Source organism: Streptomyces sp. NPDC048514 (genome assembly GCF_043199955.1).
Classification (GTDB): domain Bacteria; phylum Actinomycetota; class Actinomycetes; order Streptomycetales; family Streptomycetaceae; genus Streptomyces.
Window position 1 is genome coordinate 54,116 of the sequence record NZ_JBICWT010000012.1, and the last position, 15,476, is coordinate 69,591.

Sequence of the window (15,476 nt, forward strand, 5' to 3'; positions counted from 1 at the left end):
TGCTTCCGTCATGGCCGCCGCTCACACATTCGTTGCTGTCTCCTTGACTACTCAAGTTTATGAGCCGAGCGAACGCGCCGCGCGGCGCTGCCGCTTGCTCAGCGGTGCCTGGGAAAGGTCTTCGGCGCTGGACCTGAGGTTCTTGAAGCCGTAGCCGCGCTCCGCCAGCCAGGACTTCGCCGTCTCCTCCGCCCGCTCGGTCGCCTCCAGGATGTCCTCCTCTTCCTCCCCGGTGGCGGAGAAGCGGAAGACGAAGGCCGGCCGCGCGGCGATGTCGTAGGTGAGGCTGCCCTCGGGGGTGAACGCGGCACGCAGCACGTCGTGTTGGGCGGCGTCGGCCAGCAGCGCGGCCCGCTGTGCTTCGGTGAGGTCGTCGAAGGCGCCGCGTACGGTGATGCGGAAGGTGCGAGTACTCATTGCGCGACCTTAGGCACAGCGGGGGCGCGGCCTCCACCGGGTTTCGCGCGCCGGCGCTCTCGTGCGGGAGAACGACCGCGCTCTGCTGCGTCGGGCCTCCGTGAGCGCCTACCCTTGACTCATGGCGGCCGCGGCCAGGGGCCTGCCGGGAGGAGCGGTCGAACCGTCTCCGCGCCGGAGCCGGCCGCCGTGTCCCGCGCGTCGGCGACGCCCGGGTCCGGCCGGCCCGTCCCGGCGCTGCTGCGGTGCTTTCCGTACGGGAAGGCGGTGACGTTCCATGGGATACGTGGCGGTGAGTGCGCTCAGCCACCCCGGACTGCTCCGCGAACGGAACGAGGACAGTCTCGTGATCGGTCCGTGGACCTTGTGCGCCACGGTGACCGAGAGCCCGCAGACCCTGGTCTTCCCGGTCGGTCCGCCGCTCGTCGTCGCCGTCGCCGACGGGCTCGGCGGGCATCCGGGCGGCGAGGTGGCGAGCGCCCTGGTCGCACGCAGGATCGCCTCGCTCGGCCCGGCCCTGAGCGGCGAGGACGCCGTCCGCGACGCGTTGACCGCCTGCAACCGCGCGGTGTACGAGGCCGCCGGCGGTGACGCGGGAGGCGGGCTCGCGGCGATGGGGACGACGATCGCCGGAATCGTCGTGCAGCCGGACGCGCTGCTGGCGTTCAACGTGGGCGACAGCCGTGTCTTCGCGGCCTCCGGCGCCGGGCTGCGCCAGATGAGCGTCGACGACAGCCCTCCACTCGAACCCGGACGGCGCACCACGTCCGTCGTCACCCAGTGCCTGGGCGGCACGCGCATGTACCGGGCCGTCCACGCCCACGTGACGGCCGAGACCCTGTCCCCGGGCGACCGCTACCTGATCTGCACGGACGGCCTGACCGACCCGCTGCCGACGGACGTGCTCGACGAGGCGATGCGGGGACACGACGACAGCCGCGCCGCCTTCGAACTGTGGAAGGCCGCCATCGAGGCCGGCGGCCCCGACAACATCACGCTCGCGGTCGTACGCGTGGCGGAGTAGCAGGGCGCCCGGCTTCCCCGGTGCGGCAGGCCCCGTACGCGCGGTTGCCGGGTGCGCGGACGGCACGGTGTCCCGAAGCGGTGGCGCTGCCGCGGCCGCCGTGGAGAGGCGTTCTCGGAAGCACCTACCCTTGACGCATGACCAGCAGCAGCGACCGGAGCCCCGCAGTGGACGTTCAAGCCCCCAAGAGCTACGAGATCCGCACCTACGGGTGCCAGATGAACGTCCACGATTCCGAGCGATTGGCCGGCCTGCTCGAGGACGCCGGGTACGTGCGGGCGCCCGAGGGGTCCGACGGGGACGCCGACGTCGTGGTCTTCAACACCTGCGCGGTCCGTGAGAACGCCGACAACAGGCTCTACGGCAACCTCGGCCGGCTCGCGCCGAGGAAGACCTCGCGGCCCGGGATGCAGATCGCGGTCGGCGGATGTCTCGCCCAGAAGGACCGCGACACCATCGTGAAGAAGGCTCCCTGGGTGGACGTCGTCTTCGGCACGCACAACATCGGCAAGCTGCCCGTCCTGCTGGAGCGCGCCCGCGTCCAGGAGGAGGCACAGGTCGAGATCGCCGAGTCGCTGGAGGCCTTCCCGTCCACCCTGCCGACCCGCCGCGAGAGCGCCTACGCGGCCTGGGTGTCGATCTCCGTCGGCTGCAACAACACCTGCACCTTCTGCATCGTCCCCGCCCTGCGCGGCAAGGAGAAGGACCGCCGCCCCGGCGACATCCTCGCGGAGGTCGAGGCGCTGGTCGCCGAGGGCGTCTCGGAGATCACGCTGCTCGGCCAGAACGTCAACGCCTACGGCTCCGACATCGGCGACCGCGAGGCCTTCAGCAAGCTGCTGCGCGCCTGCGGCAGGATCGAGGGGCTGGAGCGGGTGCGGTTCACGTCCCCGCACCCCCGTGACTTCACCGACGACGTCATCGCCGCCATGGCCGAGACGCCGAACGCGATGCCGCAGCTGCACATGCCGCTGCAGTCCGGCTCCGACACCGTCCTGAAGGCCATGCGCCGCTCCTACCGGCAGGAGCGCTACCTCGGAATCATCGAGAAGGTCCGGGACGCCATCCCGCACGCCGCCATCACCACCGACATCATCGTGGGCTTCCCCGGCGAGACCGAGGAGGACTTCGAGCAGACGCTGCACGTGGTGCGCGAGGCACGCTTCGCGCAGGCCTTCACCTTCCAGTACTCCAAGCGCCCCGGCACCCCTGCCGCCACCATGGAGAACCAGATCCCCAAGGAGGTCGTCCAGGCGCGCTACGAGCGGCTCGTGGCCCTCCAGGAGGAGATCTCCTGGGAGGAGAACAAGAAGCAGGTCGGCCGCACCCTGGAGCTGATGGTGGCCGAGGGGGAGGGCCGCAAGGACGGCGCCACCCACCGGCTCTCGGGCCGCGCCGCCGACAACCGCCTGGTCCACTTCACCAAGCCGGCGCAGGAGGTGCGCCCGGGCGACGTGGTCACCGTCGAGGTGACCTACGCCGCCCCGCATCACCTGCTCGCCGAGGGCCCGGTCCTCGACGTGCGCCGCACGCGCGCGGGGGACGCCTGGGAGAAGCGCAACGCCGCGGAGGCCGCCAAGCCGGCCGGCGTCATGCTCGGCCTGCCGAAGATCGGTGTCCCGGCGCCGCTGCCGGTCGCGGCGGGAAGCGGCTGCGGCTGCGACTGACCGGCCACGACCGGAGCACGTTTCCGGCGATCGCCGGCGGCCGTCACACCTGCCGGCGATCGGAACACGGGGGAACACGGGGAACACGGGGAGACGGGGAACGGGGGAGGACGAGCTGATGGCTCGATGGGCGCTGCTGCTCGACAAACCGCCTGGTGAGGGTCCATATCGCCGGCAGTTCGAGCTGATGGCCACGATCGACGGCGCGCGTGAGGAGGCCGAGGCGCGGTTCGGGGAGCTGGTCCGCCTGTACCAGCCCCGGCATCCGATGTATCCCGTGCGGATGCAGCGGTTCCGCACCGCTGACGGCTGGATGGTGATCGGGGACGGCTCGGCCGGCGGAGTGTTCACGTACCACTTCCTGTTCACCGAGCTGGAGTGGGACTCGGGGCCCATCACCTACTGACGGCGTACCCTGCCGATCATGCTTGTCGCCGCCGCAGTCTGCCCCTGCCCTCCGCTGCTGGTGCCCGAGGTCGCCGCTGGTGCCGCCTCCGAACTGGACGCCGCGCGCGCGGCGTGCACGGACGCGGTCGGCGTGCTCGCCGCCGCCCGCCCCGACCTGCTGGTGGTCCTCGGTCCCGCAGAGCAGAGCGGGCGTGGCACCTTCCCCCAGGGCACTCCGGGCTCGTTCCGTGGGTTCGGTGTCGACCTGGACGTACGGCTCGGCCCCGCCGCGGATTCGGCGACCGAGCGTGAACTGCCGCCGTCGCTGGCCGTGGGCGCTTGGCTGCTCCAGCGGACCGGCTGGGCGGATGCCCCGATCGAGGGACTCGGCATCGGGGAGTCGCTCGCGCCCGAGCGGTGTGCCGAAGCCGGAAGGGACATCGGCGCGCGAGTAGGGCGGGTGGCGCTGCTGGTGATGGGAGACGCCAGCGCATGCCGCACGCTCAAGGCGCCGGGTTACCTCGACGAGCGGGCGGCACCCTTCGACGCGGAGGCGGCGCGGGCACTCGGCTCGGCGGACCTGGCCGCCGTCCGGGCGCTGGACGCCGAGCTTGCGTACGAGCTGAAGGCCTCGGGCCGTGCCCCCTGGCAGGTCCTCGCCGGCGCCGCCGAGGGCGCGACTCTCGGCGGCGCCCTGCTGTACGAGGACGCGCCCTACGGCGTGGGATACCTGGTCGCCACCTGGTCCTGACCCGGTCCCGGCGGTCGCCACCTGGTCCTGACCCGTCCCGGCGGTCGCCACCTGGTCCTGACCCGGTCCCGGCGGTCGCCACCTGGTCCTGACCCGTCCCGGCGATCGGCCTGCGGTACCTCGGTGCGGAATCGGCGGTCGGGCTAAAGCACCTCTGGTGTGGGAACGGCGCACGGCCTCCAGCGCCCTGGGCGCGGAAACCGCGGACGGCCGGGAGCCGTTCCGCTCCGCGGCCGTCCCTTGATCACCGTCCTCGAGCACCGTCCCCCGATAACTGCCATTCACCGTCGATCACCGCCGATCACCAGCGGGGAGCCGGCGGAACCAGGCGAATCGGGGAGGGGATTTCCGCGGCGCGCCCTCAGGAGGTCGGCGGTGGGCCCTCGGGCCTCGTCGGCATCGTCGGTTCACCGGTGGTCGGCCCGGGGCCCTGGCCCTCCTGGTGGGCGAGGCGGTCCATCGCCTCCTTGGCCTTGCCCGTGCCCGCCTGGATCTTGTCGGTGTACTTGCCCTTGGTCCGCTCGTCGACGGCCTTGGCGGCCTTGTCGATGCCGTGCTGAACCTTGTCCCCGTGCTGGCGCGCGAGGTCCGACATCTTGTCCTTGGCCGGGGCGAGCTTGCTCTTCATATTGTCCAACAGACCCATGGTCCACCTTCCCTCGCCGGGCAGTTACCTGCGGGCGCCGTCACCGGCCTCGTTGTCGGCGGCCTCCTCGGCGGACTGCTGCTTGGGGATGTCGGCGTTCCCGGTCGCGTCGTCGTCCGTAGCGGCCTCCGGCCGTTCGGTCACCTCGTCGCGCCCGTCCTCGGCCGAGCCCCTCGCCTCCGCCGACTCGGCTTCCTTCGCCTCTGCCGACTCCGCTGCCACCGCCTCGGCTCCCGCCGGCTCCGGGCCGGCCTGTGCCTCGGCGGCCGACGCCTCCTGAGTCGCCTTCGACCTGCCGAGGAGTCGTGCAAAAACGCCCATATCCACTCCATACGGTACTCGTGCGGGCGAATTCCCGCGTCACCCGGTGCGTCACATTGCCTCGCCCGGGCCACCGCCTCCTGCACTCCGGCAGACGGCGCTACGCTTCGGGCAACGACCCGCTCGCACCTCCGTCACGTAACTCGTTCGAGACCCCGTCCGCATGTTTGCGAAACTGGTGCGGTGAGCAGCGCATCCGTCGCCCCCCGTGTCATCGCCGTAGTCGGTCCCACCGCGGCCGGAAAGTCCGATCTCGGTGTCTTCCTGGCCCAGCAACTGGGCGGCGAGGTCGTCAACGCCGACTCCATGCAGCTGTACCGGGGGATGGACATCGGTACCGCCAAGCTGACGCCCGAGGAGCGTGGCGGCGTTCCGCACCACCTGCTCGACATCTGGGACGTGACCGTCACCGCCTCCGTCGCCGAGTACCAGAAACTCGCCCGCGCGCGGATCGACGCGCTGCTCGCCGAGGGCCGCTGGCCGATCCTGGTCGGCGGCTCCGGCCTGTACGTCCGCGGTGCCGTCGACAACCTGGAGTTTCCCGGCACCGACCCCGTGGTCCGGGCCCGGCTGGAGGAGGAGCTGGCGCTGCGCGGCTCCGGTGCGCTGCACGCGCGACTGGCCGCCGCCGATCCCGAGGCCGCCCACGCCATCCTCCCCAGCAACGGCCGCCGTATCGTCCGGGCCCTGGAAGTGATCGAGATCACCGGCCAGCCCTTCACCGCGAACCTGCCCGGCCACGATTCCGTCTACGACACCGTCCAGATCGGTGTCGACGTCGCTCGTCCGGAACTGGACGAGCGGATCGCGCGACGGGTCGACCGGATGTGGGACGCGGGCCTGGTGGAGGAGGTGCGCGCCCTGGAGGCGCAGGGACTGCGAGAGGGGCGCACGGCGGCGCGCGCGCTGGGTTACCAGCAGGTGCTCGCGGCGCTCTCCGGGGACTGCGGCGAAACGGAGGCGCGGGCGGAGACCGTGCGTGCCACCAAGCGCTTCGCGCGCCGTCAGGATTCGTGGTTCAGGCGCGATCCCCGGGTGCACTGGCTGAGTGGGGCCGCGACGGACCGCGGGGAACTTCCGCAGCAGGCCCTGGCGTTGATCGAACGACCGGTCACAGCCTGATCACGTGATGGCATCGGGATGCGCCGCCGGTCATCGCTGCCTTCCGCGCCGTGCCATCATCGAGCTTCGATCGACCAAGTGGAGCCTAGTTGGGAGGGCGCGTGGCGATGGAGGCCGGCCCTCGCGACACCGCACAAAGTGCCGAGCACGTCACCACTGACGGTGACGATCCGGACCAGGCTGTGGACCGTCTGGCCGACGACGGACCCGACGAGACGCCGGGCGGGGTGACCGCCGACGGGCCGACGCCCGAGGAGATGTATCCGGGCGGGCCGGAGGTCGAGGTCGAGCTGCGCCCGCAGCGCCGACTGCGCATCTGGCAGCTCGCGCCGATCGTGGGACTCTCCGCCGTGGGCTCCCTGATGTTCGCCTTCCCGCTCGCCTTCGACTTCGGCGACAGCGGTGCCGTCATCGCCATGCTCGGCCTGCTGATCTGCTCCTGCGCCGCGGGCTGGGGAATGATGGCCGCCCGCCGGGTGGGCTACACCTGGCCCGGCCTGCCGGCCCGGGGTTCCGGCCGCCGCCCCGACTGGCGGGTCGTACTCGGATACGTCCTGCTGGTGGCCGTGGTCGTGATCCTTGCCGTCTGGCGCGTGGCAAGACTGCGCTGAAACGTCCCGACAGAGCGCGGGGCCGTCGGCGCACAGGTGATGACAGCGACGTGGGGCCGGCCACGGCCGCGCAGGTGACCACTGGGACGCGGGAACTGCAGGCCCGCAGGTGAGACCACTGGGACGCGGGAACTGCAGGCCCGCAGGTGACTACGGCCCGGCAGGTGACCACACGCCCGCTGGGAGTCACAGGGCCCGGGGGATCCGCGCACTCCGTCGGCGGCCCCGGCGGAACGCTCCCGTACGATCGAGGAATGAGCACGCGGATCGCCTTCCTCAAGGGGCACGGCACCGAGAACGATTTCGTGATCGTCCCCGACCCCGAGAACGCCCTCGACCTCAGCCCGGCCGCCGTCGCCGCCCTGTGCGACCGCCGGGCCGGCATCGGTGGCGACGGTGTGCTGCACGTCGTACGGTCCGCGGCGCATCCGGAGGCCGCGGGGATGGCCGACGAGGCGGAGTGGTTCATGGACTACCGCAACGGCGACGGGTCGATCGCGGAGATGTGCGGCAACGGCGTCCGTGTGTTCGCGCGCTACCTTCAGCACGCCGGACATGTGGTCGAAGGGGACCTCGCGATCGCCACACGCGCGGGTGTGAAGTCCGTCCACATCGCGAAGGAGGGTGACGTCACCGTCGGCATGGGCCGTGCCCGGTTGCCCGAAGGGGACGTCACGGTGAGCGTGGGCGAGCACAGCTGGCCCGCACGCAACGTGAACATGGGCAACCCGCACGCCGTCGCGTTCGTCACCGGCCTCGACCAGGCGGGCCGCCTGCTCGACCCGCCGCCGGTCAGTCCGGCCGACGCCTACCCCGACGGGGTGAACGTCGAGTTCGTCGTCGACCGCGGCCCCCACCACGTCGCCATGCGCGTGCACGAGCGAGGCTCCGGCGAGACCCGCTCCTGCGGCACGGGCGCGTGCGCCGTCGCGGTGGCCGCCGCCCGGCGCGACGGCACCGATCCGGGCGTCACCGGCGCCCCGGCGACGTACACCGTCGACGTGCTCGGCGGGCGGCTGGTCATCACCGAACGGCCCGACGGTGAGATCGAGATGACAGGTCCCGCCGTGATCGTCGCCGAGGGCGAGATCGACGCCGATTGGCTGGAAAACGCCCTACGTTGATCCGGGGGAGCCGGGCGGGCGACGGCCGCACGGGCATGGACCAGCGGTTCTCCGTGACCGGAGCCGTTCGAAACCGCGGCCGAGTCCAGGGCAGGTGGCGCAAACTCTAAACCTCCTTCTCGTCGCTCGAATGGGTGATCCGTTTCACGCTCGGCGAGAGCCGGTCGGTCGCACGTGATGGGCTCGGTAGCATCAAGCACCGGCACGGACGGGGGAACGTCGCCATCCCTGAGCCGCGTACGCCCTGGGGGCCCCGTCCGCCGGTCCACGAGCCGGAGGTGCCCATGAGTGCGGAGGCCACGAACCCTGCGACCCCTGGCCCGGTAGCGCCCCCGGTGCCGCAGGCGCTCACGGCGTCCGTGGCACCCGCCGCGGCCCGCAAGAAGTCCCGGCCCCGGATCGACCTGCGCCGGCTCGGCCGGGCCGCGCTGCTCGGCCCCGCCGTCCGCGGCAGACTGCCCGACGCCATCGGTCATGTGGTGGAGGCCCATCGGGCCCACCACCCCGACGCGGACCTCGAACCCCTGCGCCGCGCCTACGTCCTCGCGGAGTCCTCGCACCGGGGGCAGATGCGCAAGAGCGGCGAGCCCTACATCACGCACCCGCTCGCGGTGACCCTGATCCTCGCCGAGCTCGGCGCCGAGACCACGACGTTGACGGCCTCACTGCTCCACGACACCGTCGAGGACACCGATGTGACGCTGGAACAGGTACGGGAACAGTTCGGCGAGGAGGTTCGTTATCTCGTCGACGGTGTCACGAAACTGGAGAAGGTCGACTACGGGGCCGCCGCCGAGCCCGAGACCTTCCGCAAGATGCTCGTCGCCACCGGCAGCGACGTGCGCGTGATGTCGATCAAACTCGCCGACCGCCTCCACAACATGCGCACCCTCGGCGTGATGCGCCCCGAGAAACAGGCGCGGATCGCCAAGGTCACCCGGGACGTTCTCATCCCGCTCGCCGAACGCCTCGGCGTCCAGGCACTCAAGACCGAACTGGAAGACCTGGTCTTCGCCATCCTCCACCCCGAGGAGTACGAGCACACCAGAGAACTCATCGCGGACAACGCCGCCCGCCGCAGCGACCCGCTCGCCGAGGTCGCCGACGAGATGCGCGCCGTGCTGCGCGAGGCCGACATCCCCGCCGAAGTGCTCATCCGCCCACGGCATTTCGTCTCCGTCCACCGCGTGGCCCGCAAGCGCGGACGGCTGCGCGGCACCGACTTCGGCCGCCTGCTCGTACTGGTGAACGAGGACGCCGACTGCTACGGCGTCCTCGGTGAACTGCACACCTGCATGACGCCGGTCGTCTCCGAGTTCAAGGACTTCATCGCCGTACCGAAGTTCAACCTGTACCAGTCGCTGCACACGGCCGTGGCCAGGCCGGACGGGCAGGTCGTCGAGGTCCTCATCCGCACCCACCAGATGCACAAGGTCGCCGAGGCCGGTGTCGTCGCCCTCGGCAACCCGTACGCCCCCGGGACCGACGACCCGGCCGACGGCGAGCGCGCCGACCCCACACGCCCCGGTTGGCTCTCCCGCCTCCTCGACTGGCAGCGGGCCGCGCCCGATCCCGACACCTTCTGGTCCACGCTGCGCGAGGACCTCGCCCAGGACCGCGAGATCACCGTCTTCCGTCCCGACGGCGGGACCCTCGGCCTGCCCGAGGGCGCCACCTGCGTCGACGCCGCCTACGCGCAGTACGGCGAGGACGCGCACGCCTGCATCGGCGCCCGCGTCAACGGCCGTCTCGCCACATTGAGCACCGTTCTGAGGGACGGCGACACCGTTCAGCTCCTGATGGGCCAGGATCCCGCCTCCGAGCCCTCCCGCGAGTGGCTGGAGCACGCCCACACCCCGGCCGCCCGCATCGCCATCCAGCGCTGGCTCACGACGCACCCGGGCGGCGGCGACGGAACCGGGGAGACGAGGGGCGACCGCTTCGAGGGAGCCGGCGGTGCGCGCACCGAGGAGGCGGGCGCCGCGCGGTTCGGACCCGCCGAGGACACCCCTCCGGGGCGCCCGGCGGACAGTGCCGTCGAGAGCTCCCCGGCCGTTCGTCCGCGCAACGCCGACGTCCTCGTCGACCGGCCGGGGGCACCCCTGGACCGGCCCGGGGCGCCCGTGCGGCTCGCCGGGTGCTGTACGCCCGTACCGCCGGACGAGATCACCGCGTTCACGGTGCGCGGGGGTGTGGTGACCGTGCACCGGGCCGGGTGCGCCGCGGTGGCGCAGATGAAGAGCCGGGGGCGCCCGGAGATCGGTGTGCGCTGGGGAGACAGCGCCGAGTGCCGTGTCACGCTGGTCGCTGAATCGTTCGGCCGCCCCCACCTGCTCGCCGACCTGACCGAGGCGATCGCCCTGGAGGGCGCCGAGATCGTCTCGGCCACCGTCGAACCGCCCAGCCAGCAGCAGGTGCGCCACACCTACACCCTCCAGCTCCCCGACTCGGCCCGTCTCCCTACGCTGATGCGCGCCATGCGGGACGTGCCCGGTGTGTACGACGTGAGCCGCGCCCAGCACCAGCCACCGTCGTCCCCCTGACCCCGTCGTACCCGGCGGACCCGCGAGGTGACGGCAAGTCGCCGAGCCGGCCCGGGCGGCCCTGAGAGGTGACGGAGCCCTTGAACCGGCCTGGGTGGACGCGAGGTACGGGGAGCCCTTGAGCCGGCCCGGGTGGACCCGCGAGGTGACGGGAAGCCTCTGAGCCGGGGTGCCGGCTCCGGCGGCCCCGGAGGTGACGCGACGCGTCGGTGCGTGGCCGGCGATGCGACACCAGGGTGGCGTGGCCGGAAGGCCGCCGGGGGCCAACCCGTTCGGGTGGGCCGGGCGCGCGTCGCCGCCGTGGCGCGGGCACGCCCTGGTAGCGGTGGTCCATGTCGCTCACCCCACGCCCCCGGACCCAGCCCCGGATCTCCCGGCACCGGAAGGCGGCCCTGCTCGCCTCCGCCGTCTCCGTCTGTCTGCTCGCCGCCGCGGCCCCGGCCGAACCTTTGGGCGTCGGGGACCGGCTCTACCCGTACCTCGGAAACCCCGGCTACGACGTGGCCTCGTACGACCTGGCCCTCACCTACCCCGGGACCAACGACAAGCCGCTGCAGGCCGTCACCACCATCGACGCCTGGACCACCGCGAACCTGGACCGCCTCAACCTCGACTTCGCGCACGGCACGGTGCGCTCCGTCGAGGTCGACGGCCGCCCCGCCGAGTTCACCAGCGCGGGCGACGACCTGGTCGTCACCCCGGAACACTTCCTGCACAAGGGCATCTGGACCAGGATCACCGTCCGGCACACCAGCGATCCCATGCCCGGCAAGGACCAGGAGGGCGGCTGGGTACGGACCGCCGACGGCCTCGCCATGGCGAACCAGGCGGACGCCGCCCACCTGGTCTTCCCGTGCAACGACCACCCGTCCGACAAGGCGCTCTTCACCTTCCGGATCACCGCCCCGAACGGCTACACCGCCGTCGCCAACGGCCTGCCCGCCGGAGCGGAACGGGTCGGCGGAACCACCACCTGGACCTACCGCACCCAGCACCCCATGGCCACCGAACTGGCTCAGGTGTCCATCGGCCGCTCCGCCGTCGTGCACCGCGAGGGCCCGCACGGCCTGCCGATGCGCGACGTCGTGCCCAGCGCCGACCGCAAGGCCCTGGAACCCTGGCTCGCCAAGACGCCCGGCCAGGTCGCCTGGCTGGAGGGCAAGGTCGGCCGCTACCCGTTCGAGACCTACGGCGTACTCATGGCACAGGCCTCCACCGGCTTCGAGTTGGAGACCCAGACCCTCTCCCTCTTCGAGAAGGAGGTGTTCACCGAGCCCGCCTACCCCAAGTGGTACGTCGAGTCGGTCATGGTCCACGAGCTGTCCCACCAGTGGTTCGGCGACAGCGTCAGCCCCCGCACCTGGTCCGACGTCTGGCTGAACGAGGGGCACGCCACCTGGTACGAGGAGCTGTACAGCGAGGAGACCGCGCACCGCCCCATGGTCGACCGGATGAAGGCCGCCTACGGCGCCTCCGACCGCTGGCGCGAGGCCGGCGGGCCGCCCGCCCGGCCCAAGGAGCCTGCCCCCGGCCAGAAGATCAGCCTCTTCCGGCCGAACATCTACGACGGCGCCGCGCTCGTGCTCTACGCTCTGCGGCAGGAGATCGGCCGGCCCGCCTTCGAGCGGCTGGAACGGCGCTGGGTCCAGGAGCACCGGGACTCCACCGCCACCACCTCCGACTTCGTCCGGCTGGCCTCGGCGGTCGCCGGCCGCGATCTGAACGGCTTCTTCCAGGCCTGGCTGTACGGCGAGAAGACCCCGCCGATGCCCGGCCACCCCGACTGGAAGCCCCAGGCGCCGACCCAGCCCGCCAAGGCACTGACCCGTCGATAACCCGATGACGAGACGTGCCGTTCCGTGCGACCATCTTCAGGTCGGCGCGACACGGGACACGGGAATCTCCCGGGGTACTCGTGCGTTGAACGCGGTAAGGCGGTCCCGCCGACCGCACCACCGGCGCCGAAACGGCACTCCATCGACGTAAGGATCCAATGACCTCCTCTTCTTCCCCTTCCCAGGACACCAAGCGCCTCGCGCACGCCTACCCCGAGGGTCTTCGGGCCGATGCCCTGATGGAAGAGGACGTCGCCTGGAGCGAGAAGATCGACGGCGAGCGGGACGGAGACCAGTTCGACCGCTCCGAGCGTGCGGCCCTGCGCCGCGTGGTGGGGCTGTCCACCGAGCTGGAGGACGTCACCGAGGTCGAGTACCGCCAGCTCCGCCTGGAGCGGGTCGTGCTCGTCGGCGTGTGGACCACCGGCACCGCCCAGGACGCGGACAACTCCCTCGCGGAGCTGGCCGCCCTCGCGGAGACCGCCGGCGCCCTCGTGCTCGACGGCGTCATCCAGCGCCGCGACAAGCCCGACGCGGCCACCTACATCGGCTCCGGCAAGGCCGCCGAGCTGCGGGACATCGTCCTCGAGACGGGCGCGGACACCGTCATCTGCGACGGTGAGCTGAGCCCGGGCCAGCTGATCCAGCTGGAGGACGTGGCCAAGGTCAAGGTCATCGACCGTACGGCCCTGATCCTGGACATCTTCGCCCAGCACGCCAAGTCCCGAGAGGGCAAGGCGCAGGTCGCACTCGCGCAGATGCAGTACATGCTGCCGCGACTGCGCGGCTGGGGTCAGTCGCTGTCCCGGCAGATGGGCGGCGGTCGCGGCGGCCTCGCCACGCGTGGCCCCGGTGAGACCAAGATCGAGACCGACCGGCGCCGCATCCGCGAGAAGATGGCGAAGATGCGCCGGGAGATCGCGGACATGAAGACCGGCCGCGAGGTCAAGCGCCAGGAGCGCCGACGCAACAAGGTGCCGTCCGTCGCCATCGCGGGCTACACCAACGCCGGCAAGTCCTCCCTGCTCAACCGCCTCACGGGCGCCGGTGTCCTGGTCGAGAACGCCCTGTTCGCGACCCTGGACCCGACCGTCCGCCGCGCGGAGACCCCGAGCGGCCGGCTGTACACGCTGGCCGACACCGTCGGCTTCGTCCGGCATCTTCCGCACCACCTGGTCGAGGCGTTCCGCTCCACCATGGAGGAGGTCGGTGACGCCGACCTGATCGTGCACGTGGTGGACGGCTCGCACCCCGTCCCGGAGGAGCAGCTCGCCGCCGTACGCGAGGTGATCCGGGACGTCGGCGCCACCGGCGTGCCCGAGATCGTCGTGATCAACAAGGCGGACGCGGCCGACCCGCTCGTCCTCCAGCGGCTGCTCAGGGTCGAGAAGCGCTCCATCGCCGTCTCGGCCCGCACGGGCCAGGGCATCGAGGAACTGCTCGCCTTGATCGACAACGAGCTGCCGCGTCCCTCGGTCGAGGTCGAGGCGCTCGTGCCGTACACCCACGGCAAGCTCGTCGCCCGTGCCCACACCGAGGGTGAGGTGATCTCCGAGGAGCACACCGCGGAGGGCACCCTGCTCAAGGTCCGGGTCCACGAGGAGCTGGCGGCGGACCTGGCGCCCTTCACGCCGGCCTCCGCGGCCTGACACGCGGCACCGGAAAGGCCCGCCACCCCTCCGGGGGCGGCGGGCCTTCGTCATACCCGGGCGGGTGGTCTCACCGCCCGGCGAACTTCCTGCTGACCGAGTCGTACACACCCTTGGCCACGTCACCCAGACGGGGACCGGCCAGCCAGCCCGAACTCACCGGGCCGATCGACGTGTTGGACACCAGCGCCGGCTTGCCGTCCGCGCCCGTCTCCACCCAGCCGCCGCCGGAGGAGCCACCGGTCATCGTGCAGCCGATCCGGTACATCGTCGGGTCCGACTTCTCGATGGACAGCCGGCCCGGCTTGTCCTGGCACCGGTACAGCAGCTGGCCGTCGTACGGGGCCGCCGCCGGGTAGCCGGACGCCGTGATGCTCTGCACCTTCGCCACGGCGGGCGCGTCGAAGTTCACCGGCAGCGCTCCGCCGACCGTCTCCTCCAGCGACTTGCCACCGCCGCCCTGTTCCGGCGTCACGTGAATCACCGCGAAGTCGTACGAGGCGCCGTTGCCGCCGGTCTCGCCGCCCTGGTCGATCCACTGCTGGGAGGTCTGCGCCGCGTCGGCCCACCACACGCCGTACGGGGCGACCTCGGACCTGCTGGCGCCCTGCAGCTGCGCGGCCGACCTGCCGGCGTTGTTGTACGACGGCACGAAGGCGATGTTGCGGTACCAGCCGCCCTTCCTGCCCGCGTGCACGCAGTGCCCGGCGGTCCAGATCAGGTTCGACTTGCCCGGGTGCGCGGGGTCCTTCACGACCGTCGCCGAGCAGACCATGGTGCCCTCGGGCGAGTCGAAGAGCAGCTTGCCCGAGGCGGCCGCGTTGGTGTGGTACGGCGGCGCGACGGCCTGCGCCTTCACCGGCTGCGGCGTCGGGTCCGTGACGCCCTGGTCACCGGAGATGTCGTTGTCGTCGACGCCCTTGTCCGGGTCGTCGGCGTCCCGCATCCGGTCCGGGTCCCACAGGCCCTTGATGATCGGGTTGATGAAGTCGTTGGCCTCGCGCAGCCAGTCGTCCTTGTTCCAGTTCTTCCAGGCGCCGTTCTTCCACTTGTCGATGTCGACCCCGTGCTCCCTGAGCCTCTCCTTGAGGTCGTCCGGGATCCTGATCTTTCCGTCGCCGGAGCCAGCCGCGGTCGCGGTGGCACTCGGCTCGCCGTCGGCGTTGTCGTCGCCGTTGCAGGCGGTGGCGGTCAGCGCCAGCGCCGATGCGAGGGCGACCGCCGCCAGCGCGGGGGAGGTGCGGCGGCTGCCCCTCCCTCGCCGAACGGTGAACGACGGCCGTATGGATCGCATGCTCTTGACTCCCCCTGCTGTAAAGGAACTCGGCGCTTCGGCCGTGCCACCGGCCCGGAACTCCCGCGGAGTTCATGCCGGTCCC

General features: G+C 71.7%; 14 protein-coding genes. 10 read left to right on the top strand and 4 right to left on the bottom strand.

Annotated elements, in window-relative coordinates:
- Positions 1-57 precede the first annotated feature (57 nt).
- On the bottom strand, positions 58-417 hold the full coding sequence (locus ACGFT2_RS26140) for a DUF6204 family protein (RefSeq protein WP_393282317.1): 360 nt from the start codon (positions 415-417) through the stop codon (positions 58-60).
- A 277-nt stretch (positions 418-694) separates the two neighbouring features.
- Here ACGFT2_RS26140 and ACGFT2_RS26145 point away from each other — a divergent pair, with 277 nt between their 5' ends.
- From ACGFT2_RS26145 to ACGFT2_RS26160, 4 genes are all read left to right on the top strand, one after another.
- Positions 695-1,441 carry a PP2C family protein-serine/threonine phosphatase gene (locus ACGFT2_RS26145; protein WP_393282320.1) on the top strand — a complete coding sequence of 249 codons (747 nt, stop codon included), beginning with the start codon at positions 695-697 and terminating at the stop codon, positions 1,439-1,441.
- Positions 1,442-1,578: 137 nt separating this feature from the next.
- The gene (miaB, locus tag ACGFT2_RS26150) at positions 1,579-3,108 is read left to right on the top strand and encodes a tRNA (N6-isopentenyl adenosine(37)-C2)-methylthiotransferase MiaB (protein WP_393282323.1); all 1,530 of its coding nucleotides are present in this window, start codon (positions 1,579-1,581) and stop codon (positions 3,106-3,108) included.
- A 118-nt stretch (positions 3,109-3,226) separates the two neighbouring features.
- Positions 3,227-3,514 (top strand): hypothetical protein, encoded by a 288-nt coding sequence (locus tag ACGFT2_RS26155; RefSeq protein ID WP_393282325.1) that lies wholly within the window; start codon positions 3,227-3,229, stop codon positions 3,512-3,514.
- A gap of 18 nt (positions 3,515-3,532) precedes the next feature.
- The gene (locus tag ACGFT2_RS26160; protein WP_393282328.1) at positions 3,533-4,246 is read left to right on the top strand and encodes a class III extradiol dioxygenase subunit B-like domain-containing protein; all 714 of its coding nucleotides are present in this window, start codon (positions 3,533-3,535) and stop codon (positions 4,244-4,246) included.
- A gap of 361 nt (positions 4,247-4,607) precedes the next feature.
- Here the strand turns inward: ACGFT2_RS26160 and ACGFT2_RS26165 are convergent, their stop codons facing one another.
- Both ACGFT2_RS26165 and ACGFT2_RS26170 read right to left on the bottom strand, forming a co-directional pair.
- Complete coding sequence (locus ACGFT2_RS26165) at positions 4,608-4,892, bottom strand: antitoxin (protein WP_393282331.1); 285 nt, start codon at positions 4,890-4,892, stop codon at positions 4,608-4,610.
- Between the two features lie 24 nt (positions 4,893-4,916).
- On the bottom strand, positions 4,917-5,213 hold the full coding sequence (locus ACGFT2_RS26170) for a hypothetical protein (RefSeq protein WP_393282333.1): 297 nt from the start codon (positions 5,211-5,213) through the stop codon (positions 4,917-4,919).
- 183 nt (positions 5,214-5,396) lie between these two features.
- Between ACGFT2_RS26170 and miaA the strand changes: the two genes are divergently transcribed.
- The 6 genes from miaA (at position 5,397) to hflX (ending at position 14,097) form a co-directional block, all read left to right on the top strand.
- Positions 5,397-6,335, top strand: a complete 939-nt coding sequence (gene miaA, locus ACGFT2_RS26175; protein WP_393282336.1) for a tRNA (adenosine(37)-N6)-dimethylallyltransferase MiaA — start codon at positions 5,397-5,399, stop codon at positions 6,333-6,335.
- A 107-nt stretch (positions 6,336-6,442) separates the two neighbouring features.
- A complete protein-coding gene (locus ACGFT2_RS26180) occupies positions 6,443-6,946 on the top strand; it encodes a hypothetical protein (RefSeq protein WP_393282853.1) in 504 nt (167 codons plus the stop codon).
- 254 nt (positions 6,947-7,200) lie between these two features.
- Positions 7,201-8,070, top strand: coding sequence for a diaminopimelate epimerase (gene dapF, locus ACGFT2_RS26185; RefSeq protein ID WP_393282338.1), 870 nt, complete (start codon positions 7,201-7,203; stop codon positions 8,068-8,070).
- Positions 8,071-8,354: 284 nt separating this feature from the next.
- The gene (locus ACGFT2_RS26190; protein WP_393282340.1) at positions 8,355-10,613 is read left to right on the top strand and encodes a RelA/SpoT family protein; all 2,259 of its coding nucleotides are present in this window, start codon (positions 8,355-8,357) and stop codon (positions 10,611-10,613) included.
- A 332-nt stretch (positions 10,614-10,945) separates the two neighbouring features.
- The gene (locus tag ACGFT2_RS26195; RefSeq protein ID WP_393282343.1) at positions 10,946-12,448 is read left to right on the top strand and encodes a M1 family metallopeptidase; all 1,503 of its coding nucleotides are present in this window, start codon (positions 10,946-10,948) and stop codon (positions 12,446-12,448) included.
- Between the two features lie 158 nt (positions 12,449-12,606).
- On the top strand, positions 12,607-14,097 hold the full coding sequence (hflX, locus tag ACGFT2_RS26200; RefSeq protein WP_393282345.1) for a GTPase HflX: 1,491 nt from the start codon (positions 12,607-12,609) through the stop codon (positions 14,095-14,097).
- 70 nt (positions 14,098-14,167) lie between these two features.
- Here the strand turns inward: hflX and ACGFT2_RS26205 are convergent, their stop codons facing one another.
- Positions 14,168-15,391, bottom strand: a complete 1,224-nt coding sequence (locus ACGFT2_RS26205; RefSeq protein ID WP_393282348.1) for a trypsin-like serine peptidase — start codon at positions 15,389-15,391, stop codon at positions 14,168-14,170.
- Positions 15,392-15,476: the final 85 nt, after the last annotated feature.